Genomic DNA, 22,931 nt, shown 5'->3' on the forward strand with positions numbered 1-22,931 from the left:
TAACCATTTATGGAAGAAGGACAGTAGTTTGATCCTGAGAGGCGCACGTGCCGTATTCCATACGCACGAACGGGCCAAAGTTTATCCCGGTCTGCCAAACTGCGGCGGCGGTGATCCACGAGTAGGCGATGCCCATCACGGCGACGTGCCACTGCTGGGTGGAGACGCCGATCGAGAAGGTCAACATGCCGAGCTGGACGGCCCAGCGGCGGCGGCGGCCGCTCGGGATCTTCTGAAACTCGCCGGAGTCGGCGGCTAGGCACTGTTCGTAACTAGGGTCTATCAACCCTGGAATAACTCCATTAAATACAGAGAAATAGTGCATGAAGAGGGTCAGACACGGGGTAAAACGTGGGCGGGAGCGACTCCTGTGCTCCGCACTTGCTGCGTCGGCTCCGTCGCGCTGGTCGCTCCCGGCCACGTTTCACCAGACGCAACAGCGGGTACCGAAGCAGTACAAACGAAGGACAAAGAATGGCCGTATCGGAGGCCCAAGGGGGAACAACCATGAGCAGACCTAAGATGCTGGCGGCCTCGACCCAGGCCGGGCGTTCGCGTAGCAGAAATGGCCTTCTTGAAGGATTCCGTTCCGCGAGGAGAGGGATCATGAACTGTCAGGTCAAGAGGCGTTTGGTTAAACTTAGAAGAACAAAACACCAGGCCACACGCTTGCTGCGCAGGGCGTCCGGGGCGAGATGCCGGAGCGATCCGTCCTAACGTCCGAGCTCTGGCACTAAGGTCGTTTCGATGAGTTGGTGGATCTCCTCGCAGCACTAGAGGATACTAAAAGGTGGATCACACGCTCCTCACCGCCGCCCTCGGCGGACCATTGCGACCGCTTGGATTGCCCGGCTTGAAATGTGCCAGAGGAGAAGAGAGACACTGGACAAGGAGAGCATATGGGACGAGGCAAGAAGTACCAACCTGAGCAGGTGGTAAATCTGTTGCGGCAGATCGAGGTGGCGGATCGCGAACGGGAAGACGACAGCACTGGCGTGTAAAGAAGCGGAAATCGTGGAGCAGACGTACTTCCGTTGGCGCAAGGAGTATGGCGGCTTGCAGGTGGAGCAGGCGAAGCGGCTGAAGGAGTTGGAGCAAGAGAACTCAACGCTGAAGCGCCTGGTCGCGAACCTGAGCCTGGACAACCTTGTGTTGAAGGACTTCGCCTCGGGAAATGTATGGTCCGCTCCGCTTTTGCAAGCGCAGGTTTGCTTCTGACACATAGCGGTTTGCATAAGTGTATCCGGCCTCTCGCGAGTATGCCGCTCTTGGCAACCAGGCCATGATGAGATCCGCGCATGCCGTTCCCAATAACTTGGTTCGTTCTTGAAGAAGACCGGTTTCCCGAGCGGGTTTACAGCAAGCCGATCGACCGTTGTGTCATCCGTTTTCTGCACGGCAAAATTAGGAAGAGCTTTTGTCAGGCATCAGCCCCGCGATAGATCGGGCACTCCACAAAGCGCGTCGCCAATGTCATGATTGACGCTCTACTCTCTGGGCTACCGCCCCTTTTCCACGCGGGGAGATCCCGTTGGTATGGTTTCGCAGGATCCCTGCATACGGGCATACGTCATCAGTTGGCTCTTGTCCGTTTTTAGTGCTGCGTCTATCTTCGATCCTCGGCGGGAAAATGGCAGCGCCGCAAACATCTCATCCGCCAGTTCGTCGCTGGTCCGAAGTTTACCGTCGGATTGGACCCATCCAAGCAGCGCTTTCAATTCGTCGCTCGTGTATTCCGCTATAGAAGCTCGTACCGGAATGGGAGCAGTGACGGAACTTCGACGACTCGGCTCCGTGGATGGAGCGCTTGGGCTTGGGGCCATGGTGTCTTATGGTTGCGGCAACCTAGGCGGTCTCGGTAGGTCACTCGCCACCACAGCCTTTTGAAAGGCCTGAACGGCACGCTCCACTTCCTCGTGCCGTCGCATGAAACAATCCGTCGACCAGATACGGTGGAAGGTCCAGCCGAGGTTTTCGAGCTGCTGCTGGCGAAGCCGGTCTCGATCACGAGCCGTGTAGCGGGAATGGTAGGTCGCTCCATCGCATCGATCGCCAAGACGAACTTGCCGGGTTGGGTCGGGTGAGACGCCGCCAAGTCAATTCGAAACTTCGAGCACCCGACCTGCGGGACGATCGTCATTCCTTTTGCAGAGAGGGCCTCGTAAACGTCGGCCTCGAAGTCATTCATGGGTTCGCTGGTCATCTCACCGTGGGACAAGAGTGCGCCGCCCGAACTTGCATATTGGAGGTAGTTCTTCAAGAACTCAAGCCCCGTACCAGGTCGAACCTGAGTGCTGTTGATGTCGCTATAAACGAAGGAAGACACCACGATGACCTGTTCCTTGGCACGCGTGGCGGCAACGTTAAGGCGTCGGCGGCCCCCGGCTGACAGAATGGGCCCGAAGCGCAGCGGAAGATTCCCGGCCCTGTCTTTCCCATAACCGACGGTGAGAATGATGACGTCCCGCTCGTCTCCCTGCACTCTCTCCAAGTTCTTCACGAAAAACCGTTCCGGTCGATCTGTATCGAAGAAGCTCGCCAGTGTGGGGTGACGAGCAACCTCGCGATCAAGCAGAGCTTGAATCCGGTTTGCATGCTTGATGCCCATTGTTATGACGCCCAACGTACGACCGGGTTGGGTGCGTGCGTGATGGAGGACGAGTTCCACAACCTTCTGGACTTCGCCGCCCGAGCTGTCTTCCTGCCCGTCCGAACTCGGGATGGTATCGACGAAAACGTGAGACATCGCGGCGCTTCCGCCCGGTCCAGGAAACGTGACCAGTCGGTCGTCGTACATATGGTGATTGAAGAACGAGATGAGTGATTCGTCGCGACTTCGATAGTGCCAGTTGAGATGGAAGCCCTTAACGAACGGGATCATCATGTCGAGCAGGCTCTCGTATGCGGTCGCGTCACCGTCCTCGTCCTCATCCTCGTCTTCGTCGGACGCAGCAAAGAACGCGGTAGGCGGCAGTTGCTTGTTGTCTCCAGCGACAATGACGCGCTGGGTTCTTGTGCAGGAGGTAGCCGAGTTCTGTTGCAGGCTGATGGTTGGTCGAAATCGTAAGGAGCATCGACCTCAGTTTAGTAGACGTAGCGGAGGGAGGCCCTTCGACTGCTGGATGCACCGTTAGCCGCCACGAGAGACCGGGCACAGCCCAGTTATTCCGCCACCCGCCTCGCTCAAATTCCGTTAGCCAGTCCCTAGCAGAATCCGAAGCTGCTCAAAACGATTTTGCGGAAGTGTCGATGAAACTTTGGCTCTTCAATGAGTGCATGGGCGATTTGGCGTCCACTAACCTTTGTGAGCAATAGCCTAACGAGTGGATCGCGATTGAATCGACGGCATAAGGTCGCCCGGCATAAGGATCTCCAGTTATCGCTCTGCAATTGAGTTCACGAATGTTGTTATCGCGTTAGCCAGCGCGACCGGTTGATCCACTGGAATCAAGTGGCCGCAATCGGGGACTACCTCGAGACTTGCACCCTCGATCAAGGGCAACACTTCCCGCCGTTGCAGTTCCTCAGGATCCTGTCGATCCTGGTCCCCCACAAGAAGCAGAGTCGGTACTGCAATCTTCTTCACTTGGCTAGAAATATCTTCATACGCTGCGCTTGTCGGCCATGCCAGCTTAGCGCCCTGAGATCCTCCAAGGCTGTCCTGCAGGAGCTGTTCGACCGTTGCGGCGTCTGGTCGGCGCACTGTGAGGAAGTCGATCGCTGCTAGTGCGGTCGCGCGATGGTCGTATGCGTGCAACTGAGCTTGCATGGCCTCTTCCGGGATATGTTGCGGGAAAGGAGATGCAGGAGCCACAAGGATCAACGCCTCAAGCCCCGACGGACGCTGAGAGGCTAACAGTTGTGCAGCCTTGCCTCCCATGGAGTGACCTACGAGAACAAATCGCTTCAACCCCAGTGTGCGAATCAGCATGGATGCATCATGCGCCAAGTCGTGCAGGCTATAGGCATCCGTTGGGGCATCGGACGAGCCCCAACCACGCTGGTCATAAGCGATGCATCGGAAGCTAGGCTCCAGTGCACGCGTGACGGCCGTCCAAGTCCTCGCTGAACCGCCCCAATAGTGAAGAAAGATTAGCGTCGGGTCTCCGTTACCGGTATCCACTACGTTGAGATTGAGATTATCGATGCAAACTTTCATGATCCGGTCTTCCTTCCTCTTGATTCTTGCGGGTTCCCTGAATTGGTGCAACGAGCCTCTCCGCATGCCGACGCACCTCTATTGCATCCAGTGGTCCGCCATGTCCGAGATGAAAACGCTTAACACCGCCTCCAACAAGTCGCAGGAGCTCTCTGGCTGTGGCCTGGGTATCTTCCTCGAACGGCGGTTGGATCGCGTGGTGGATTCGCACGATGCCGCCGATGAGGATGCCCGAGGCTACAAGATCTCCCACCATAGCCTCGTCGTTTGCGAGGGTTACGGAAAGGGATCCCGCTGTATGCCCAGGCGTATGTCTGATAACGCCCGCGACGCCAAACCTGGAGATATCGAGAGTGTCGCCACCGGCGAGCAAAATGTCGGGTTCAAAAGCCTTGTAGCTCTGATGGGGTAGAGGCGTTCTAAGGAAATAGCGTCCTACCTTCCCTGTGGGGCAAAAGTTCATTGGTTTCTCTCGTTTGTAATACGGCAGATCGGCTTCATGCGCAAGGATCGGAGCTCGCGTTTTCTCCCGGAGTTCTGATGCACCGCCTGCGTGGTCCACGTGGGCGTGTGTGATGACAATGGCCTTGACATCCTCAAAGGTCAAGCCGAGCTTCAGAAGCACCCTTTCCACTCTCACGGCGGAGCCGGGTAGCCCAGCGTCGACTAGAACGCATCCGCTGTTACCTCTAATCAGATGCGCATTGACGATCTTGAGAGGCAGGATGGGTATACGGACAATTCTCGAGACGCTTGATTCCATAGAGGCAGATCCCTTGAGCTTGGCTATACACCGGGCGGTGTTGAAGGTAGCGGAGGAGCGATGGGACAACCGTCATGGAGCAATTGTGCAGCGCTCACGGTGTTCTCACGTAAGCGAGGATGCGTACGGTCTTTCCCGTAACTCTTGAGTCGTGTGTAGCGGAGAACGAATTCATAGCCGGGCTGCTGAATGACCTCCCCAACGGCTGCGGCACCATCCTGCTCGACGATTGCACTTACCATGGCGCTGCTGATGGAGTAGACGATTCCTCTACCCCAGAAATCGACGCTGTACACGACCTTATAAGGCACAGGTACAGGCGCCTGCAGGCTGGCAATGGAGAGTTCGAGAAGGTTGGCGCTATCGGAGAGATGCTCTCTGCCGTAGAGCGCTTCCGCGTACAGACGCTGCCCGGTCGGCCCTTTCGCGTCCTTCAGGATGTCGTCGGACCCAACAAACTTTGCGGTACCCTCATTTCGCATGTCCATGAAGAGCTCGGCTGTGTTGGAACAAAATTGGCCGCGAACGAGATCAGCAGGCAGCGTTCGCTCTTTGGCCCAGTGCGCGGTGTCTTCTTGATAGACGGCACCTTGTGCGCCATGAAACGCCTCGTGAATCATGACCTGCTTTGCCATGACGATGTCGTCGTTAAGTGCAATGTTGAGATAGAAATCGGAGCCGCCAAACGCGTACCCGCCGCCGTCGCCGCCCGCAACGACAAAGCCCCGCACGGAAACACTGTCAGGCTTGCCAATGTATGGGCGAATGCGATCGCGGATCCCTGTGTCGAAGCCTGACTCGATCTGGTCAAGAAGAGCCGAGATCGAAGCCGTCGAAGCCTTCACAGCCGAGAACATGTAGCTGGCTTCCGCGGGACTGCCGGCAGGCAATCCATGTGCGGCCGCCACGAGGGCGTGCGCGAACTGTTCTGCAGTGTCGGCTTCGCCAAGGTCTTGCATCTCCCTGATCATCCCCTGGTTGCCCTCAAGCTTCGCGACCGCCATGGCCTGATCGTTGGTCAACGTGGGGTCCTGGATCGCCTTAAGAACAGCACGCGCTGAGGTAGTGTCGATCTTCACTTGTTGAGACAGCGCGGGAGTCGTGAGCACTAGCGCACAAACGAAGAAGAGGCCAAATGTAAATCGGCGTGCCGGTATTCTTGCGGTGGTTATGTTCAGCTTCGGCATAGCAAGCTCCATTCCTCGCCTTCGCGGCTAGCTGCGTGTGCTCTCGAACAGAAACCACGAACGACGTTGAGATTGGTCAATCCAGTTCTCAAGAAGGCTCGCAGTGGCGATATCTCCGGTCTGATCGCAGAGCTCGTGAGCGCCATGCATTCTGGCTGAGTCATTCAGCTCTGGCTCTTTCGTCATCTGACGGATACTTTCCAGGTTTGCCGGGGCTCGGTTCCGCTTGCTCCGGAGAGTAGCGGAACCGCATCCAAGGGCTTCATACGCGTTAGGTGAGTGAGTCTGCGGCTGAAGCGATGATGTCTGCGACCGCCTCGGGATGAGAGACAAAGGGGCAATGGCTGGAGGCAACAGAGCTGACGGTAGCGTTCATACGCTTCGCGAAGAACTGCTGGGCAGGGGGAGGGATCATCTGATCGTCGGTGCAGACTAGGTACCACGATGGAGTCGTCTTCCAGGCAGGCGCACCCTGCTTGTCAGCAAACGCGACCACACTCAGCGGCTTCTGAACCGCAGCCATGACCGCTGCCTCGTCAGCAGTCGCGCCTCCTGCAAATACCTCGTGGAACTTCTCCCGGTTGATCCAAAGGAATCCGGAGGCGTCCGGCTGAACTGCAGCCGAACCCGCTGGGGGAGGACCCTGCTTTGCCACAGACTCCAGGCTCTCATCCTCGTCCAGGCCGAAAGCCGTGACGTAAACGAGCGCTTTCACGTTCTGAGCCAAGCTAGCGGCCCCGGTGATCACCGCACCACCGTAAGAGTGGCCAACCAGGACCGTAGGACCGGGCAGATTCGCCAGCAATCGGCGAGTGACTTCGATGTCGTCTGCAAGCGAAGTCAGCGGTATCTGCGCCGCGGTGACGCTGTAACCCTTTGCCTGCAGCAAAAGGATGACCTTGCTCCAGCACGAGCCATCAGCCCAGGCTCCGTGCACCAATGCGATGTTTCCGTTCTTACTCATAGACCCTCCAGATACCTTGCGTTCCCCAGGCGCCGGACACAACCTGTGCGGGTCCGGCTTCACCTTGTTGAGACTGAAGGTATGCCTCACCACCGAACTTCGGGAGACTCCTTGCAGCCAAAGAAAGGTAGCTCTTTCGACCTATGACTGTGTGAAAGAACGATCATTCCAAGGGCGGCAGAATGCGCCTGAGGCCAAAGCGCTTCGCATCGATGGAAAACGCTCCGGGACCAAGCAGTGCCACGCTAATGACTATCCCCATCTGGAGCGCTTCTTGCACAAGTTCGGAACTTTCGCCTGCTTTGAAGAAGCTCGCTTCCAGCGCGAGACAAAGTATGCATGCTACTTGAGAAAGAGCCCCTGTGTATAAACCAATCGACGCAACGACAATCGCCAACACTTTCCAGAAGTGATCGTCCCAGGGCGCCGCGAGCAAGAGGTGGGTTGCAACGCAACATCGGAGAATAAGCAGACCTAAGCCAGCGGCTTTCCCCGGAAACATGGAATAGAGTCTCTGCACTTACTAACGTTAGGGAGCGGTATCCGCATTCTGAAAGCCCCTTGCGAGGCTGTCTTCAGTAGCCCTTTAGAGTCGGGCAGTCGGAGAGTAGGTCCGCTAAAATGAGGAGAGATTGGAAGGCCGACCGATTCAGCTGGAGCTTAGTAGGAGCACACATGAGCGAACGTGGCATGATCAGGGTTCTGATTGTTGACGATCACCCGTTGATGGTGGCGGGGCTCTCCGGTGAAATCAATGCGCAGAGGGACATGTGTGTCGTTGCGGAAGCGGGCGGAGGAGAGGAAGCCCTCCTGCAATTCCGGGTGCATCGGCCTGATGTGACGCTCATGGATATCAGGATGCCCGGCGTGAACGGCATCGATGCCATCACGACGATCCGCGCTGAATATCCGCGAGCCAGAATAGTGGTCCTTTCCTCTTCGGCTGGCGATATCCAGGTGCTCAAGTCGTTCAAAGCCGGCGCCGTCGGATACTTGCTCAAGAATCTGTTGCGAACAGAACTGATCGAAACGATCCGTACCGTTCACGCGGGTCATCGAAGGATTCCGCCCGAGATTGCCCAGCAACTTGCCGCACATGCGGCAGAGGATGCTCTAACGGCAAGGGAGCTTGAAGTCCTGCGTGGAGTTGTCAAAGGGCAATCCAACAAGATGATCGGTTCGGAGCTGCACATCGCGGAGCATACCGTGAAGAACCACGTAAAGAGCATCCTGTCCAAGCTCGATGCCGACGATCGGACGGGCGCGGCCGTGATGGCATTGCGCCGAGGCTATATCGACCTCTAGATAAGGCTGGAGTCTTCGGATAAGCCCTGAAGGGCTACCGCATAACGCCTCCATTGGAACTATTCGTGCCAGGAACGCAAGGTTAGCTTCATCACAGGTCGCTTCGACTTCAGCAAGAGTTGAAAGCGAGCCGGACCCCAAGGAGCCTGACATGCAAAGATCGATTCGGTCCTGGATGCTCGTTCGAACTGCTTTCGCGCTGAGCCTCATACCTCTTCCTTCATTCGCACAATCTGCGACGCAACCGATCCACAACATCGTGCTCGTGCACGGCGCCTGGGCTGACGGTTCGAGCTGGGCGAAGGTCATCCCACTGCTGGAGCAGAAGGGTTACCACGTCACGGCTGTTCAAAACCCGTTGACTTCGTTTGCCGATGACGTTGCCGCCACCAAACGAGTGGTCGATGCTCAGGACGGACCGGTCCTTCTCGTCGGCCACTCTTATGGGGGTGCGATCATCACGGAAGTCGGCAACAACCCCAAGGTCGCAGGGCTCGTCTACGTAGCCGCCTTTGCTCCCGATACCGGCGAATCCGCGGGAGGTCTGGCCAAGCCGTATGGCCCGACGCCGGGCGTGACTGAGCTTCGCCCACTCGCGGATGGCTTCCTCGTCCTTTCAGACAAGGGCGTTCAGGAAGACTTTGCACAGGACGTTCCTGATTCCGTGCGCAAGCTGCTGATCGCCACGCAGGTTCCTACACAAGGGGCTGTGCTGGGGGCAACCATCAGTGCCGCCGCGTGGCGGACCAAGCCGAGCTGGTTTGTGATTGCCGCGAACGACCGGATGATTGCACCCGAACAGGAGCGTGCCTCGGCCAAACGGATGAATGCTCGGACCTTGACCCTCTCATCAAGCCATGTGCCCATGATTTCCAAGCCCGCTGAGGTCGCCGCGTTCCTCGACGATGCGGCGCGCGGAACCAATAACCCCAAGGCATCCGGAAACTAACCTGCAAGCCGGCGCGTGAGCGTCGGCTTCTTCTTTCATCTGAGAGGTGGCGGAGCCTAGTCGTCTGAAATGGGTCTGAGCCGCCGCCCCAAACGGCTCAACCAACCGGGAAATATCGAAGGAACCTCCTTCAGGTAGGCGATCCTCGCAGGGACTGAAGCCTCGATCTCTGTCCCGCTTCCGGGTCTGCTCCAGAGTTCAAGCTTTGCACCCAGCTTCTCCGCACGCTCATACATGCCGGGCAGCCCTAAGTGCCCTGGCCGTTTCCGATCGCGCAGTATGTCCTCTTCCATTCCCTTGCCATCGTCTCTAACTCTCAAAACGAGGCTGGCCTCGAGATAGTGCAGTTCCAACTCCACATGTTCGGCATCCGCATGGCGAAACGCGTTATAGAGTGCCTCTCTGCCCAGCCTGTATAGATCTCCTGCCGCGACCGGGTGCAGCGCCCGCGATTGGCCGGAGACGGAAAGGGCGAACGTCGCCTTGTGCAACGACGCGAACTCCTCGCCGGTGCTCGCAAGAACTTGCCCTAAGTCTGATGTCTCCGTAGGAGCCCGAAGGTCGAGCACCAGCTCGCGCCCCTCAAGCATCACCTGGTCGGATTGCTCGAGTGCCGCGACAAAGATCCGCCGGGCGGGCTCCTCGGGAGGCAGTTGTGCGGTGCCGGTATTGAACCGCAGCAGCAGCCCCTGAATGCCCTGAAAGAAAGTGTCATGGAGATCACGGGCAATCCGTTCGCGTTCCGCAAGACGTTCATACAACTTCGCTCGGGCGTTGGCCACCGCGCTGTTCAGACGTGCCAGGTAGAAGAGCCAAAGGCCACTCAGGGCGAGCAGAATGCACAGAATCTTGAAAGGCCAGCTCTGCAGGAACGTGGGCGGCAGGGTGATGTTCAGAGACGACGTTTCCTTGCCCCAGACACCATCGTTATTGCACGCAATCACGCTGAAAGAATAGTGGCCAGGAGGCAGATGGGAGTAAAAGGCCTGTCGACGAGCGCCTGCATCCAGCCAATCCTTGTCAAAGCCTTCGAGCCTGTATCGAAACCGAACGCGCCGCGGAATGAGCAGGCTGTTCGCCGTGTAATCGATCTGTAGATTCTGCGCTCCCTTGGAGAGGACAATCGGTCCACCAGTCTCAAAGCGCTTGCCATCCACCAACACCGAATCAATTGTTGTGGACGGCGCGATGGTATTTTCCTCAAGAGAATCCGGGTCAACCCAAGCCAGTAGACCCTTCGACGAAAAGTAAATTCTGCCGTCCGGTGTCTCGGCGGCGGCTGGAACCGGTCTCACAAGAGCGGGAGCACCTTGCGTTCCATCGAGATGCGTGTAGAGCCGCCCTCGCACGGTGTGGCTGTCGCTTACCTCAGCCTTCTGCAGATCGGCAGCGGCAATTTTCATGACGCCTTCCGGCATATTGAGCCACAAATCGCCGTTCGCTCTCTCGATGATTCCCGCAACATTCGCGAAGGGAGCGCCAGATTCCTGGAGGAGCGAATGCAGCTTTCCTTGAACGCTGTAAGCAAGCCCAGCCGTGCCACCAATCCAAACTCTGTTCCGATGCTCGTAAAGAGTAATGATGGTCCCAACGTCTAGACCATCCTTGTCACGAATAGCTGTGCGCCTTCCGTCAGGGCTCACGATCGTCATGCGGTTGCGAGAATATCCCAGCCACACGTTTCCGTCATGGTCCGTCAGCAGGCTCAGGGGAAATGGCTGGCGTCCCGTTTGGGTCTCAATATAAGGCGACCAGGCGCCGTCCTTCAGCCGAAACACCAAAGGCCCGGCGGGGGCGACGATAGCCGCCCACAGAGTGCCCGCGTGGTCCATGGTGAGCGACTGCACATCCGACGTCGGCGTCGTCTCGCCCGGAGGCAGAGGCACGGCGGTAAATTGCCCGTCACGGTATCTCCACAGTTTGCCCGTTGCTCCAACCCACACCGTCCCATCCGGAGCAGTGTAGAGACACGAGACGGTCGCCGGGCTCCCCGTCATGGTGGTGACGACTGTCCCATCGATGCGCTTCATCGTATCGGTTGCGTTGAAAGTTCCAACGAGCAGTGAGTTCCCGGCAACCGTGATTGCTGTGAGCGCCGTCTGGTTCTCCAGGTCGACAGACTTGAGAGTACTGGGCCGAAATTGATCGAGCCCGTTCGCTGAAAGAACCCATATGCTTCCTTCTCGATCTTCCAGAAGACCGAGAAGAAACACAGGCTTCTTGTCGATCGCTAATGACACAGGGTGCAGGTCGTCTTCGGCATGCTTGCTTCCAATCGACAAGAGGGAAGGGCTCACCTCGGCAAGGCCGGCATCGACGCCGAACACAAGGTCTCCCTTGTCCGTCACGATGGCCGCACCGATGTGCTGCAAACCAGTCTGATGTTCTTGCCACTGGCCCGTATCAGAGCGAACAATCTCCGGAAAGTCTTCGCGTCCCCGAACCCAATTCCGAGTGCTCTTATCGAAGTGCTTTGCGATGCTGACGCCTCGAATTCCGGTCGACTCAAAGCGCCTGCCTCCTCGCGGAAGGACGTACAGAACGTTGCCGTCCGATACCCACAGATTGCCCGCACCGTCTATCGTTGGAGGTTCACTGCGTTTCGCCGTGTAGTTCCAGTCGGCGCCAATCGGCTTCCACGTATCACCTTCTCGACGAATCAGCGAAAAGCCGTTGCTGGCCCACAAGTTCCCGTCAAAGTCCAGCGCAAAGCCCTGGATGCTGCCGTGACCGGTGCTATTTAGGTCGTTGCTGATGACGACAGAGCCGTCTCGGATCAACGAAGCTCCGCCGAACTGGTAGCTGACCCACATACCCCCGTCTGGTAAAGCAAGGATGCACTCCATCGATTGAGAGAGAAGCTGTTTCCCGGCTTTCGGTGAGAATCTCGTAAAGCTGACGCCATCGAATCGATAGAGACCATTGCCGCTCGTGATCCAGAGATAACCGTCCGATCCCTGAACGATATGAGAGACATCATCTGGAAGCCCCTCCTGCTCAGACCAGTGCGCATGAAATTGGCTGTTCAGGCTGGCTGTAGCGCTGGGTAAAGCTTGCGGTTGCGCGGTAAACGCGATCATCAGCCATCCGAGAGCGAGAAGACCTTGAAATGTGTTGAAGGACCGAACTCGATGATCCGTACGCATGTGTTCTCCACTCAGCTTGAATGTTCTTTATGTTAAAGGAAGCAAGTTCCTTGGCCTGGCTCGAAAGGGCCAAAGCGCGGATCAACCTCATTGTCTTGTTGGTGAGAATAGGCCGAGTCACTCTTCGAGTTCGGGGTCGTTCGCGAAAAACGACGTTAGCGGAAATCGAATCAATCTACGTCTGCCGCCGACGTTGTCTTCCCTACCCGAATTTCCAGGGATAATCATTGATAATTTTCGGGCCAAGCAGCCCCAATTTAGCGCGTCCAATGGCTCACGCCGGGTACAGCCCTGAGTTTGGAGACGACTTCGCTGGGCTATGGCTTGGTCAGGCCGGAAGCAAACAGGTAGACGAGACCTTCGGTGAGGGTGGGATGGGTGACAATCAGGTCGCGGAGAGCGGTATAGGGCAGATTGGCGGACATGGCGAGCTGGACCGGCGCAAGGAGCTCGCCTGTGCCAATGCCTACAGCCGTGAAGCCCAGGATAGTGTCGTCGGGTGCGATGAGGGCCTTCAGAAAACCTTCAGTCTCGCCCATGGTGCGAGTACGGAGGACGCCGATCATAGGCAGTCTGGCGAGACGATAGGAAATGCCCCGGCGCTTTGCGTCTGACTCGCTGAGGCCGATGCGAGCGAACTCGGGGTCGGTGAAAAGACAGAAGGGAACTTGGCGGGCTGTGGTGCTGCGGTATTTGCCTTGGGTGAGTTGGTCGCGAACGATACGATAGTCGTCGAAAGCAATGTGGGTGAAGTGAGGGCTACCAGCGCAGTCGCCCACAGCGAAGATGTTCTTAGCCGAGGTACGGAGAAGCTCGTCGACCTGGATGTGACCGGAGGGCTTGAGATCGACGCCGAGAAGGTCCAGGCCTATGTCCTGGGTGTTGGGTGTGCGACCGGCAGCTACGAGCAGGTGAGAGCCGGTAAGCATAACAAGATTCTTGGACTGGCTTTCGGAATGGTTAACGTAGATGGTAACTTTTGTGCCGGAGGTGCCGGAGACGCTATCAACGTTGGCGTTCGTGAGGAAATTAACGCCCTCACGCTCAAGCAGAGTCGTGAGGAGGGCTGAGACGTCTTCGTCTTCGCGGTGGAGAACACGAGGATTGCGCTCGACGACGGTGACAGCGGAGCCGAGACGGCGCATCGCCTGAGCGAACTCTAGGCCGATGTATCCGCCTCCTAGGATGATGAGGTGGCTAGGGACCTGGCCACTCTCGAGCATCTCGATGTGGGTAAGAGGGGCAGCTTCGCCGAGACCGGGAATAGGGTCGATGGTGGCACGCGAGCCGGTGCTGAGGACGATGGTGTCGGCGGTAAGAATGCGGGTCATGCCGTCAGCACAGTCGACATGTAGAGTCTTCGGCGCTGTGAAGCGGCCCTCGCCCAGAATGAGTTGGGCTCCCGTTTGAGCGAAGCGGCCCTGGTGCATCTCGATGAGACCCTCGACCATGGCACGTTTTCGGCCCCGAACGACCTCCATGTCAATTGGGCCAGAAGCGACAGGAAGGCCGAAGGCGGCGGCCTGAGAGGCATAGTGCGCCACCTTGGCCGAATGAACAAAGTTCTTGCTGGGCAGACACGCAATGTTCGGGCAGGACCCCCCGATATAGCGACGTTCGACGACGGCCGTTTTCTTACCGGCGTTGGCCATACTCCAGGCGATATATTTTCCGCCTTCGCCGCTGCCGAGGACCAGAATGTCGAAGTGGTCGGATGAGCTTGGCATGCTGGTCCACCTCCTGATCTGGGAACGATTAAGGCATACCACAGAAAGTATGTGCCGTGAAGGATGCGAGCGACCGCGAAGTAATGTCGCAGGGCTTGAAAACAGCATTGGCAAGTTTTGGCGGCGAGCAATCGATACGAAGTTGCCGACGACAACGACTTGGCGGGAGGAAGCAAATTACTTGAGCCGCAGAACGAGTCATGACTGCTCCGCGCTCTCAACTAGCGTGGGAAACTCGTCACCAAGAGCGACCGCCGTCTGTCTGTACTCTATGCGGTTGAATACGAACGGGCCGAAGTCATCGTAAATCCACTCCTTCCGGAAGGGCTGCCGAAAACGGCTCCAAGTAACTGTCTCCCCAGAAGTTTAGATATGCGCCAACAGCGGCCAGCATCCAACCTCTCCGCAGCCGCGGCCGCAACGGCAACCGCAACCGCAACCGCAACCGCAACCGAGCAGGTATACGCCTTCCAACTCGACGAAATAGCTGTCTGGTTCAACTTCACCCAAGAAATATCTGTCGAGGGGGCCACAGTTGAACCACTCGGGGATCAACGGCCCATATCTGCCAGCTGGACTTAAGCCTCGCTCGTGTTCAAACGCAGAAACTATCTCAATCAGCGACTTCCCCGTCTACGAATGGCGTTACAGAAAGGGCACCTTCAAAGGGCTGGATTGAGAACGAGAGTGTCATAAGGCGGCTCATATGCGATGGCTAAAGCAAGCATAAACTGGCGTGCCCCGAAAACGACATTATCCCCCACTTCGTTCCGCTTCGGGACTGAAAACTTCGCGATTGCCGGACACGTCGAATTTCGAGGGACTTGCAAACTACAGCGGGCCGCCGGGGCTGGGCCCTCCAGAACACAAGCCGGACAATTGGCGTGCGAGTCGGTGATCACGTCTTCCGATATGGTCAATCCGATCACGGGTATCAGCCCCAACTCCACGTTGCCGAAACGCAGACGTTCCGAGAAGCCTAACTGAGCGGGTGAACCAGCAACTTGCTACGCTAGGAGAATGTCTACGCGGTTGATGGTTGGCGATCGAGTCAGTCTGAGCGGGGGATACGATATAGAGCCACGCTGGTTGCAAGGCAGATCGGCGTACACGGGCACCGTTTGCAGCTTCATTCCGGGCCAGAACGCTGCGCTCGCAGCGGTGGTCGAACTAGAACACATGATTGAGGTGGATGCCGCTGTAGGGCAGATCACGGTTCTCGATCTTCGTTACTCAGACGCCGAATGGACAGAAGCGAACGTTGTCCAGATCGAGCTGTGCGACTTCATTCCCGAAGCAAAGCCTTGGCAGTCTCGCCGTCAGGGGAAATGGATCGAGTCCAATGCAATATGCTCCCGAGTTCCTGTTGACGACGTGACCTCACGGTAGATGACGTTATAGGTAACGGACCCCGTTTGGTTCATCATTGCCGACAGCAACGACTTTGCAGGACTTCCACTTCCGCGCTAAACCTTATCTCAGAGCTGGTCAGCAGAAGGTGCGTGCTTCTTGCAAGTGCAGTCGAGGCAGCCGTGTTCCGCGCAGCTCGCACAGGTCTGAATCAACCGCTTTCGCAGGGCTGTACGCGCACGGTGAAGACGCACACCTGCATTTGAAGCAGAAAGATTGTGCTGCTTTGCGAAGTCCTGTACACGCTGCTCTCCCAGATCCACCGCCAGGAGCGCTTCGGAGTATTCGGGCTTGAGATCCTTGATGATGTCATGAAGACAGGCGCATGCTTCGGTGTGGAGCTCCGGAGATCGCTGGGCCGATGTTTCAAGCTCGCGAGCCAACAGCTCGAGCGCCTTTTCCTGAGACTTGTTCCGGCGGTATCGGTCGATTACAGCATTGCGGAGCAGGCGGTAGAACCACGCAATTGCCGATTCATCCTGCTCGAATTCCCCCTGGTGCTCGAAGGCGCGAAGATAGCAGTTCTGAAGAATGTCTTCAGCCAGCGCAGCGTCGGAGACCCGTCGTCTGACAAAGGCAAGGAAGAGCTTTCGTTGAGTCAGAAGTTCGTTTAGCGGCGTGTTGATCATAAGAATGATGGGGCAGGAGGAACAATCCTCCTGCCTGGTTTGATGGGCAGACTAGTTGCGTGACTTGCAGACGCAAAGCACGCATTCACAGTTGTTACCACAGGGGCAATTTTCACACTTCATGATTGTTCTCCTCAGCGACGTCATCAACGTCTGCTCTGGTAAACGCACCATGTACATCTTTATTACACTTGCGCGTTCTAACGAGGCGGAATGACGGAATCGCTCCGCATAAAGAACAGTAGAAGCCTTGCCGCAAAAAGGGTGTTGACCAACTTGGCCCGATCCGGGGTCCGAACCTCGTTCTTTCCCATCTTGCCGTCAAAGCTGCACCAAACTTCCGCCTCCTGAAAGCTACTATCCATCGATGATCCCCCTCTTGATCGCGATGATTACCGCGTGAGTTCGGTCGTTTGCATCGAGCTTTGAGAGGATATTCTTCATATGACCTTTTACCGTCGCTTCTGAGACGTTAAGGCCATTCGCGATGATCTTGTTTGAGTTCCCCATGGCTACACTCTTCAAGACTTCGACCTCTCTTTCGGTCAAGACATCATCCGCCACATGACTGGCGAGCTCAGACGCAATCTCTGGCGGGATGTACCGCCGCCCCGCGTGGACCGCCCGGATCGTATCCAGCAGATCCTTTCGCAGCATACTTTTCAAAAGATATCCGGAGGCTCCGGCCTTTAATGCCCGCAAGGCCTGCACGTCGCCCTGATAAGTCGTCAGGATGATGAAGCGCGAGATAGGGTATTCGCGGCGTATCGCGGTGATGGCATCGATGCCGTTCATGCCCGGCATCTGTAGGTCCATGAGCGTGACATCCGGTCGATGTACACGATACTGTTCGACTGCTTCTACGCCGCTCGATGCCTCCGAGACAAGGACCATGTCCGGCTCGCCCTCGAGGACCGAGGCAATTCCCTCTCGCAGGAGCTGATGATCGTCAACCGCCAGGACCTTTATTGGATTCATAAAGAGCGCAACTCCTTGCGCGGGTATACGAAGAGAATACGCTAGCCCGCGATAGAGATTCCCTTCGAAAGAAGGGCGTAAATGTACCACTTTCGAGATTGCTCCCGGACTACCTGGCAGATAGCATTTCCGCTGTGCAAAGACTGTTTTCCATCTTTCCTTCCGGGACGGCGGGCACTGCGCTCTTTCTCCTGCGCGTGCTGGTAGCCATCCTGATCCTTGTGGATGGGAGCGCACGCTGGACACTTGTAACTTCGTTCTGGATTGGAGCGGTCTTCGTTCTGACGGCGGCGTTCCTGTGCACGGGATTGCTAACCCCATATGCTGCATCATCCGGTCTTTTGATATTTACCTGGGTTCTTATCTTCAGCCCAAACGGCGCTTCGTTTCATCTCGGCTGCGCGATCCTTACTTGCGCGATTCTGGCCTTGCTAGGCCCGGGCGCTTACTCCTTTGACGCGCGACTCTTCGGCCGGCGGGTGCTCACTGTGTCATCTCACAAATGAACATGGGTTCACGTTCAGTTTAGCTGGAATGCCGCCGCGCGATGAATCTCGGTCTGCATCTGCCCTCCCAATGGTGGTATCTCCAAAGCAACCGAAATGAGGGCAGGATATCGGCCCCGTTGGGGCTGTTCGTGCAGAGCACATTGTCAGAGACTGACTACAAAAGCAATGATCTTCAAGCTTCTCAAGGTGACCTTCATGCAAGCTGCGTATGTTGAACCTTCGAACTCTCCAATCCCTTATTGCGACCAGATCTTCAGCCGCCTAGTAGCGGACAAATTCACGCACCGCGAACCAGCGGAAGAGACTGCCTATCTGATTAGCGAAGATGAGCAATTCCACCGCGAGTCGGCAGAGGCTCTCGAAGATCTTGGGATCAGAGTGGTCAGCCTCTTCTCGGAAGCGGAGTATCTCTCCATCCCGCGTAGCGATGGAGCAGCTTGCCTGATCCTCGACATGCAGTTCCGCGGCAACTCGGGTCTGGAGGTTCAACGCCGGCTGACGACGGGCCTGCATCCTCCCGTAGTCTTCGTGAGCGACCCCTGCGATATCCGAACGACGGTGGCCGCGATGAAGTGGGGTGCTATCGACTTCCTGACCAGGCCGGTTGATCCGCGGGCGTTATTCGCCGCGATCAAGACGGCATTCGAACAGGACAAACGGAGACGGCAGAAGAAGGCAGAGCTGGATAGCCTGCAACAGCGCTTGTCGCTGCTGACGCCCCGAGAACGCGAGGTACTTCCTCTGGTCGTGGGCGGGTTGCTCAACAAGCAGTCGGCTTCTCTCCTGGATATCTCCGAGGTCACGCTTCAGATTCATCGCAGCCAGATCATGAAGAAGATGGCGGCGGACTCTCTCGCGGACCTTGTCAGGATGGCGCTGAAACTCCGCATCGCGCACTGGCGGGCAAGAGCAGCTTCATAAAAGGAACAGCGTCATAGCAATAGGCCTAGAACGTCGTCAGCTCATGAAGTCGCCAACAGTCTGGTACGGAATCACAATCCTTTTGAATCCTGCTTGCGGAAGAGAGGAAACCGGCGGCGGCGTGGCGATTGCTGGTAGACAAGTCTGCCGGGCAGCGTAACTTCGACCTCGGTCCCCGCTCCCTCTTTACTCCATACCTGCAACTGCGCCTGAATCTGCTGAGCACGCTCCTGCATCCCCGGAATACCCCAGTGCCCGGGCCGTCCGCCCCGCTTCAGGGTCTGAGCATCAATGCCGATTCCATCGTCGCGAAATCGCAGTCGAAGGTGAGATTCGCTATAGCTGATCTCTGCTTCGATCCGGTGAGGCTGAGCGTGAAGTAGCGAGTTTCTCAGGGCTTCACGTCCTATGCGGCAGATCTCTTCACTTATCAGGCTGGAGATCTCCCTTGGCTCGCCTTCGACAACCAGGGACAACGTCACCGGGATCGATTCGTCGTCGCGGCACTCTTCGTTCAGATCGACCATGATCTGGTTGAGAGCCAGCGCCAGATCATGCGTCTCATGCGCGGAGGAGCGAAGGCTCCGGATCGCATTGCGGCTTTCGACCAGAGCCTCATCGGCCCGGTTGAGAGCGCCGTCGAGAGCCGCCTTCGCCTCAAGTGGACGCGCGGGCAGCATCCGGTCCACCGCGTGGAAGCGAAGCATCAGGCCCTGGAAGCTTTGCAGGAGCGTGTCGTGCAGTTCACGTGCGATGCGCGTCCGTTCCGCAAGCCGCTCCTGAAAGCTGAGGTTAAGTTGCCGAGTCAGCCGGTTCATATGCAGGCGATAGAGCAAGAGCGACCCAAACACGATGGCCGCAAAGCACACTGTCCGAAACCACCATGTCTGCCAGAAAGCCGCCTCGACAGTAAATAGATAACTGTCCTCGACCCCATTCCATAGGCCCTGGCCGCTTGAGGCCATGACATGGAAACGATAGGTGCCGGGACCGAGGTTCCTGTAAACGACCTGCCGCAAGGTGGCGACGTCGCTCCACCCCTGGTCGTATCCATCGAGCTTGTAACGAAACTCCAGTGCTTGTGGAGCGGAGAGGCCCGCGGCATCGTATTTGAGAGTGATACTGCGCGGCCCCGGAGCAAGGCTCAGCAACCCGTGCATGTCTTGTTCCATGCCATCCACCGTTATCCCGGAGATCCGAACGCCGACGGGAGTAAAACGAGAGAGAAATGACTCCGGGTCCGCAACCGCCAGTCCAGAGCTCAGGGCGAGCCAAATGTGCCCGGAAGAGTCGGTAACAATCGAACGGTCGCGGCGAACTTCACTGATTCCCAGCAGCCCATCGCTCGCGTCGTAGAGTTGAGAGCCCGATCTCCCAATCAAGCCGGAAGCTAACCCATCGCGGTTTACCTGGACGACGTGGTCCGGAGTAGCGAACCATAGAGACCCGTGACTGTCTTCTGTGATGCCCAGGATCTCCTCGCGAAGCGCTTCCGGCAGTACAGGAGGTTGGTGAAGATGTCCGGAGGAGATGTAGGCAAGTCCTTCGGAGGTAGCAATCCAGAGCGTCTTCCTGGAATCCTCAAAGAGCGAATCGACCTCGGAGGAAGGCAGCCCCTCTCGCGCTGTCCAGGACGTCCAATGGCCTCCTGCCAGAGAGTCGAGGCCGCCAGCGGTAGCGAACCACATCGTTCCATCCTGCCCTTCGACGATCGAGTTAACCTGATTAGACGAAAGCCCCTCTGTGGTCGAGAAGTTGCGGATCTGCGAGCCCTTTACTTCGCTAACGCCCTTGCTCGCTGTACCTGCCCATATGGTTCCATCGCGACTGCAGTGCACCGAAAAGACACTGTCCTCAGCCAGTCCATCTCGCGCCGTAAGGCTGCGAGCAGTGACAGCCGTCCCGGCCATCTTCAGAGCAGTAAGCCCGCCTCGCTGCCGTCCAACCCAGATCTCCCCATTGCAACCGCTAATGGAATTGATGATGTCCTCTTTCAGGCCGTCTGCTGTCACCCGACCGACGTGACCTTGCTTCAGCCAGTACAGGCCTCCCGTGAGCGGAGCAAACCAGGTGCGGCCATCGCTATCGACGTAGACGGGCCCCGTGCCCGCTGGTGGAAGCCCTTCGGAGCTGGTGTACGTGGTGAAGGTTCCATCGCGCAATCGCTCCATGCCGCGCGAGCCTCCGTACCAAAGAACGCCCTCGCGATCTAAATGGACTGCCGTGACGGCGTCCTCCTGCTGCCGATTGATGAAGTCGGACGATACTGCCCTGGAGGGGGAAACCCTGAGAAGGCCCCGGTTCGTCCCTATCCAGGTATTGCCCTGCTGATCCACCGTGAGGGCCAGAGCCCGCAGACCGGCGGTCTGAGCTGAGAAATTATTCTTCAGAGCTCCGTCAGACTCGAGTTGGAGGATGCCGTTCTCGGTAACCGCCCACAGCCAGCCATTGTTCGATGGCAGTAACTCGCTGATCTTCCTCCCAGCAACAACTTTTGAAACATCGGTGATGCTTCCTCCGTTCGTGCGATATAGCCCGCCCTCTGCAGTGGCCATCCAGACCGCGCCATCAAGCGTTGATGCAAGCGAGACCACGGTGCCCGGAATCTTCTCGGCACCCACAACGCTCTCTACCTTGCCATCGCGGTAGAGGAAGAGACCCTCGCCGGTCGCGGAGAAGAGAACCCCGCCTCTATGCTCGGCGGCCATGGAAGAGAGCGTGAGCGTTTTGAGAGAGAGGCGGCTCGCCACGTCCTCGAATCTTCCATCTCGGTAACGCATCAGTTGAGGCCCATCGGCTCTGATCCAGAGACTTCCCTCGCCGTCCGAGACCAGATCGCGAACCGGCCCGAGAGAGCCGGAGGTTGCGATGGGCCGTTGGATCAGCGTCAGGCTGGACCCGTCGTAGCGAAGGAGCCCACGCTCAGTTCCGATCCAGAGGTAGCCGTCGTTCGATTCGCCGATCGCATAGACATGACCGCCAAGGAATCCACGATCGGCTCCCCACCGGTCGTGGACGTATTGCGACATGGTCTTGTTTTCATCCAGGGCGTGAGCACTGCCTGCGATGAACAACGCGACCAGCAGAACCTGAACCGGCCTCCACGACCTCCGCGAATTCTGACGGGACTTGTAATCATCAGGGCTGGTAATCGAACTTTTCAATCACCACCTCGGTCGGTAGCTTGGCCGTATGCCTCGAATGCAGGAAATCAAGTAAGTCGATGTAGATCTTATGGTTCGCTGGAACTGGAACGCCTTCTGTGAAGACCTTTTCGCTGACGATCTTCTGCCCCGGAGTATCTACTGCGCCTTGCACCGTCCTGAACGAGACCTTCCCAGGGTCCCAGCGAAACGTGTGAGTGAGCTCCCCCGCAGGCGCTTCGAACTTCGCGACATTCTTCGGAACATAGTACGGCTGAAGTACATAACGCGCATTATTTCCTGCAGGGTCGTCCCAGCGGCTTAGTTCGATGTCGAACTCGTCGTTGCGGCTCTCGTTGGCAAGCAGGAGGTCGTAGGCAAAGATCCGGAAGGTGGCGGAAGAGTCGAGATGGCCGGTGTCCTGGACGACAAATCGATACGTGCCATACCCCAGGCTCCGCATCGTGTGGATCTCGGCGCAGTACCAGTGGCCATCCCGCTCGTTCATACGCAGATGCAGGTATCCCTTCTCATCCACCCAGGCATTGTTGGGATCGTAAGACTGTGTTTCGCCGGCGGTATCGTTATCCGCGCCCTGCGCGGTCCAGTCGTAGCCGCTAAAATGGATCCTCTTCGGCACAATCGTAGCGCCGCTGCCTTTCACGATGGCGGTCGCCAGCACGCCGTTACCTATCGATGGAATCGACCCGAGTTTGAGCGCAGGCCGATATCCGGGTTCAACTAGTAGGGCGGCGTAGTCGGTGCCCAGATGGGTAGAGTTCCTCCAGCTCGAATCTGGCTGGATGTTGGTCAGGCCAGCGTTCCTGAACGGCTGTATCCACCAGACTTCGCTGAAGGCGTAGAGCACCACTTGGTCTCCGGCTTGTGTGCCGCTCACCTTGCCCTCCATGTAGTCCATTACCCTGGGCCCACCTAGGCTTGCGGCAGGCACGCGTGTGATCTGAATAGCCGGCTTGAGATTCCGTTGCGCGGTGTGACAACCGAGAAACACGAACGGAAGCGTGGCCAGAAGCACGCTGGAGATCTTCTGCCATCGTCCGGTGCCCAGGCGAATTATGCGGAGAGTGAGCGCCATAGATCTCCGGTTCGTCCAGACCCTTTTAGACCGGAGCGCGGAGGA

Annotated in this window: 19 protein-coding genes and 1 pseudogene; 6 read left to right on the forward strand and 14 right to left on the reverse strand. The window is 57.4% G+C overall.

Translation table 11 applies throughout. The features are described 5' to 3' along the window. Window positions 1-7: 7 nt before the first annotated feature. Window positions 8-286 (reverse strand): hypothetical protein, encoded by a 279-nt coding sequence (locus tag OHL18_RS11535; RefSeq protein WP_263375001.1) that lies wholly within the window; start codon window positions 284-286, stop codon window positions 8-10. A 613-nt stretch (window positions 287-899) separates the two neighbouring features. Between OHL18_RS11535 and OHL18_RS11540 the strand changes: the two are divergent. After that, window positions 900-1,179 (forward strand): annotated as a pseudogene (locus OHL18_RS11540) (transposase); the annotation flags it as partial. A 559-nt stretch (window positions 1,180-1,738) separates the two neighbouring features. On the opposite strand, the gene OHL18_RS23445 reads toward OHL18_RS11540, so the two are convergent. The 7 genes from OHL18_RS23445 to OHL18_RS11575 all read right to left on the reverse strand — a co-directional run bounded on the left by OHL18_RS23445 (window position 1,739) and on the right by OHL18_RS11575 (window position 7,470). After that, complete coding sequence (locus OHL18_RS23445; protein WP_263375002.1) at window positions 1,739-2,884, reverse strand: AAA domain-containing protein; 1,146 nt, start codon at window positions 2,882-2,884, stop codon at window positions 1,739-1,741. Between the two features lie 43 nt (window positions 2,885-2,927). After that, window positions 2,928-3,074: a hypothetical protein gene (locus OHL18_RS11550; RefSeq protein ID WP_263375003.1), complete on the reverse strand. Its 147-nt coding sequence runs from the start codon at window positions 3,072-3,074 to the stop codon at window positions 2,928-2,930. 302 nt (window positions 3,075-3,376) lie between these two features. Next, window positions 3,377-4,159 carry an alpha/beta fold hydrolase gene (locus tag OHL18_RS11555; protein ID WP_263375004.1) on the reverse strand — a complete coding sequence of 261 codons (783 nt, stop codon included), beginning with the start codon at window positions 4,157-4,159 and terminating at the stop codon, window positions 3,377-3,379. Then, entirely contained in the window at window positions 4,140-4,922 is a 783-nt protein-coding gene (locus OHL18_RS11560) for an MBL fold metallo-hydrolase (protein ID WP_263375005.1), read from the reverse strand. The genes OHL18_RS11555 and OHL18_RS11560 overlap by 20 nt, the downstream gene beginning before the upstream one ends. Window positions 4,923-4,945: 23 nt before the next feature. After that, on the reverse strand, window positions 4,946-6,109 hold the full coding sequence (locus OHL18_RS11565) for a DUF5700 domain-containing putative Zn-dependent protease (protein WP_263375006.1): 1,164 nt from the start codon (window positions 6,107-6,109) through the stop codon (window positions 4,946-4,948). A gap of 271 nt (window positions 6,110-6,380) precedes the next feature. Next, the gene (locus OHL18_RS11570) at window positions 6,381-7,073 is read right to left on the reverse strand and encodes an alpha/beta fold hydrolase (protein WP_263375007.1); all 693 of its coding nucleotides are present in this window, start codon (window positions 7,071-7,073) and stop codon (window positions 6,381-6,383) included. A 163-nt stretch (window positions 7,074-7,236) separates the two neighbouring features. Next, the gene (locus OHL18_RS11575) at window positions 7,237-7,470 is read right to left on the reverse strand and encodes a hypothetical protein (RefSeq protein ID WP_263375008.1); all 234 of its coding nucleotides are present in this window, start codon (window positions 7,468-7,470) and stop codon (window positions 7,237-7,239) included. A gap of 278 nt (window positions 7,471-7,748) precedes the next feature. On the opposite strand from OHL18_RS11575, the gene OHL18_RS11580 reads away from it, so the two are divergent. Beyond that, a complete protein-coding gene (locus OHL18_RS11580; protein WP_263375009.1) occupies window positions 7,749-8,378 on the forward strand; it encodes a response regulator in 630 nt (209 codons plus the stop codon). 151 nt (window positions 8,379-8,529) lie between these two features. Beyond that, on the forward strand, window positions 8,530-9,327 hold the full coding sequence (locus OHL18_RS11585; RefSeq protein WP_263375010.1) for an alpha/beta fold hydrolase: 798 nt from the start codon (window positions 8,530-8,532) through the stop codon (window positions 9,325-9,327). A gap of 56 nt (window positions 9,328-9,383) precedes the next feature. Here OHL18_RS11585 and OHL18_RS11590 read toward each other — a convergent pair whose 3' ends face one another. Both OHL18_RS11590 and OHL18_RS11595 read right to left on the reverse strand, forming a co-directional pair. Next, window positions 9,384-12,473: a sensor histidine kinase gene (locus tag OHL18_RS11590; protein ID WP_263375011.1), complete on the reverse strand. Its 3,090-nt coding sequence runs from the start codon at window positions 12,471-12,473 to the stop codon at window positions 9,384-9,386. A 317-nt stretch (window positions 12,474-12,790) separates the two neighbouring features. Beyond that, complete coding sequence (locus OHL18_RS11595; protein ID WP_263375012.1) at window positions 12,791-14,200, reverse strand: dihydrolipoyl dehydrogenase family protein; 1,410 nt, start codon at window positions 14,198-14,200, stop codon at window positions 12,791-12,793. Between the two features lie 1,089 nt (window positions 14,201-15,289). Here OHL18_RS11595 and OHL18_RS11600 point away from each other — a divergent pair. Further along, window positions 15,290-15,589 (forward strand): hypothetical protein, encoded by a 300-nt coding sequence (locus OHL18_RS11600; RefSeq protein ID WP_263375013.1) that lies wholly within the window; start codon window positions 15,290-15,292, stop codon window positions 15,587-15,589. A gap of 89 nt (window positions 15,590-15,678) precedes the next feature. On the opposite strand, the gene OHL18_RS11605 is transcribed toward OHL18_RS11600, so the two are convergent. Beyond that, window positions 15,679-16,239 carry an RNA polymerase sigma factor gene (locus OHL18_RS11605; protein WP_263375014.1) on the reverse strand — a complete coding sequence of 187 codons (561 nt, stop codon included), beginning with the start codon at window positions 16,237-16,239 and terminating at the stop codon, window positions 15,679-15,681. A gap of 357 nt (window positions 16,240-16,596) precedes the next feature. Next, window positions 16,597-17,217: a response regulator gene (locus OHL18_RS11610; RefSeq protein WP_263375015.1), complete on the reverse strand. Its 621-nt coding sequence runs from the start codon at window positions 17,215-17,217 to the stop codon at window positions 16,597-16,599. A gap of 134 nt (window positions 17,218-17,351) precedes the next feature. On the opposite strand from OHL18_RS11610, the gene OHL18_RS11615 reads away from it, so the two are divergent. Both OHL18_RS11615 and OHL18_RS11620 read left to right on the forward strand, forming a co-directional pair. Then, a complete protein-coding gene (locus OHL18_RS11615) occupies window positions 17,352-17,723 on the forward strand; it encodes a hypothetical protein (RefSeq protein ID WP_263375016.1) in 372 nt (123 codons plus the stop codon). Between the two features lie 168 nt (window positions 17,724-17,891). Then, window positions 17,892-18,647 carry a response regulator transcription factor gene (locus OHL18_RS11620; RefSeq protein WP_263375017.1) on the forward strand — a complete coding sequence of 252 codons (756 nt, stop codon included), beginning with the start codon at window positions 17,892-17,894 and terminating at the stop codon, window positions 18,645-18,647. A gap of 71 nt (window positions 18,648-18,718) precedes the next feature. On the opposite strand, the gene OHL18_RS11625 is transcribed toward OHL18_RS11620, so the two are convergent. Both OHL18_RS11625 and OHL18_RS11630 read right to left on the reverse strand, forming a co-directional pair. Then, entirely contained in the window at window positions 18,719-21,811 is a 3,093-nt protein-coding gene (locus OHL18_RS11625) for a sensor histidine kinase (RefSeq protein ID WP_263375018.1), read from the reverse strand. Beyond that, on the reverse strand, window positions 21,786-22,886 hold the full coding sequence (locus tag OHL18_RS11630) for a LamG domain-containing protein (RefSeq protein WP_263375019.1): 1,101 nt from the start codon (window positions 22,884-22,886) through the stop codon (window positions 21,786-21,788). Before OHL18_RS11630 ends, OHL18_RS11625 begins: the two co-directional genes overlap by 26 nt. Window positions 22,887-22,931 lie beyond the last annotated feature (45 nt).

The organism is Granulicella aggregans, assembly GCF_025685565.1.
Classification (GTDB): Bacteria; Acidobacteriota; Terriglobia; order Terriglobales; family Acidobacteriaceae; genus Edaphobacter; species Edaphobacter aggregans_B.

Bases quoted from the DNA above. Each gene is read 5' to 3' on its own strand.
- OHL18_RS23445 (WP_263375002.1), bottom strand. From the start codon at position 2,884: ATGATGATCCCGTTCGTTAAGGGCTTCCATCTCAACTGGCACTATCGA.
- OHL18_RS11550 (WP_263375003.1), bottom strand. From the start codon at position 3,074: ATGCTCCTTACGATTTCGACCAACCATCAGCCTGCAACAGAACTCGGC.
- OHL18_RS11555 (WP_263375004.1), bottom strand. From the start codon at position 4,159: ATGAAAGTTTGCATCGATAATCTCAATCTCAACGTAGTGGATACCGGT.
- OHL18_RS11560 (WP_263375005.1), bottom strand. From the start codon at position 4,922: ATGGAATCAAGCGTCTCGAGAATTGTCCGTATACCCATCCTGCCTCTC.
- OHL18_RS11565 (WP_263375006.1), bottom strand. From the start codon at position 6,109: ATGCCGAAGCTGAACATAACCACCGCAAGAATACCGGCACGCCGATTT.
- OHL18_RS11570 (WP_263375007.1), bottom strand. From the start codon at position 7,073: ATGAGTAAGAACGGAAACATCGCATTGGTGCACGGAGCCTGGGCTGAT.
- OHL18_RS11580 (WP_263375009.1), top strand. From the start codon at position 7,749: ATGAGCGAACGTGGCATGATCAGGGTTCTGATTGTTGACGATCACCCG.
- OHL18_RS11585 (WP_263375010.1), top strand. From the start codon at position 8,530: ATGCAAAGATCGATTCGGTCCTGGATGCTCGTTCGAACTGCTTTCGCG.
- OHL18_RS11590 (WP_263375011.1), bottom strand. From the start codon at position 12,473: ATGCGTACGGATCATCGAGTTCGGTCCTTCAACACATTTCAAGGTCTT.
- OHL18_RS11595 (WP_263375012.1), bottom strand. From the start codon at position 14,200: ATGCCAAGCTCATCCGACCACTTCGACATTCTGGTCCTCGGCAGCGGC.
- OHL18_RS11605 (WP_263375014.1), bottom strand. From the start codon at position 16,239: ATGATCAACACGCCGCTAAACGAACTTCTGACTCAACGAAAGCTCTTC.
- OHL18_RS11610 (WP_263375015.1), bottom strand. From the start codon at position 17,217: ATGAATCCAATAAAGGTCCTGGCGGTTGACGATCATCAGCTCCTGCGA.
- OHL18_RS11620 (WP_263375017.1), top strand. From the start codon at position 17,892: ATGATCTTCAAGCTTCTCAAGGTGACCTTCATGCAAGCTGCGTATGTT.
- OHL18_RS11630 (WP_263375019.1), bottom strand. From the start codon at position 22,886: ATGGCGCTCACTCTCCGCATAATTCGCCTGGGCACCGGACGATGGCAG.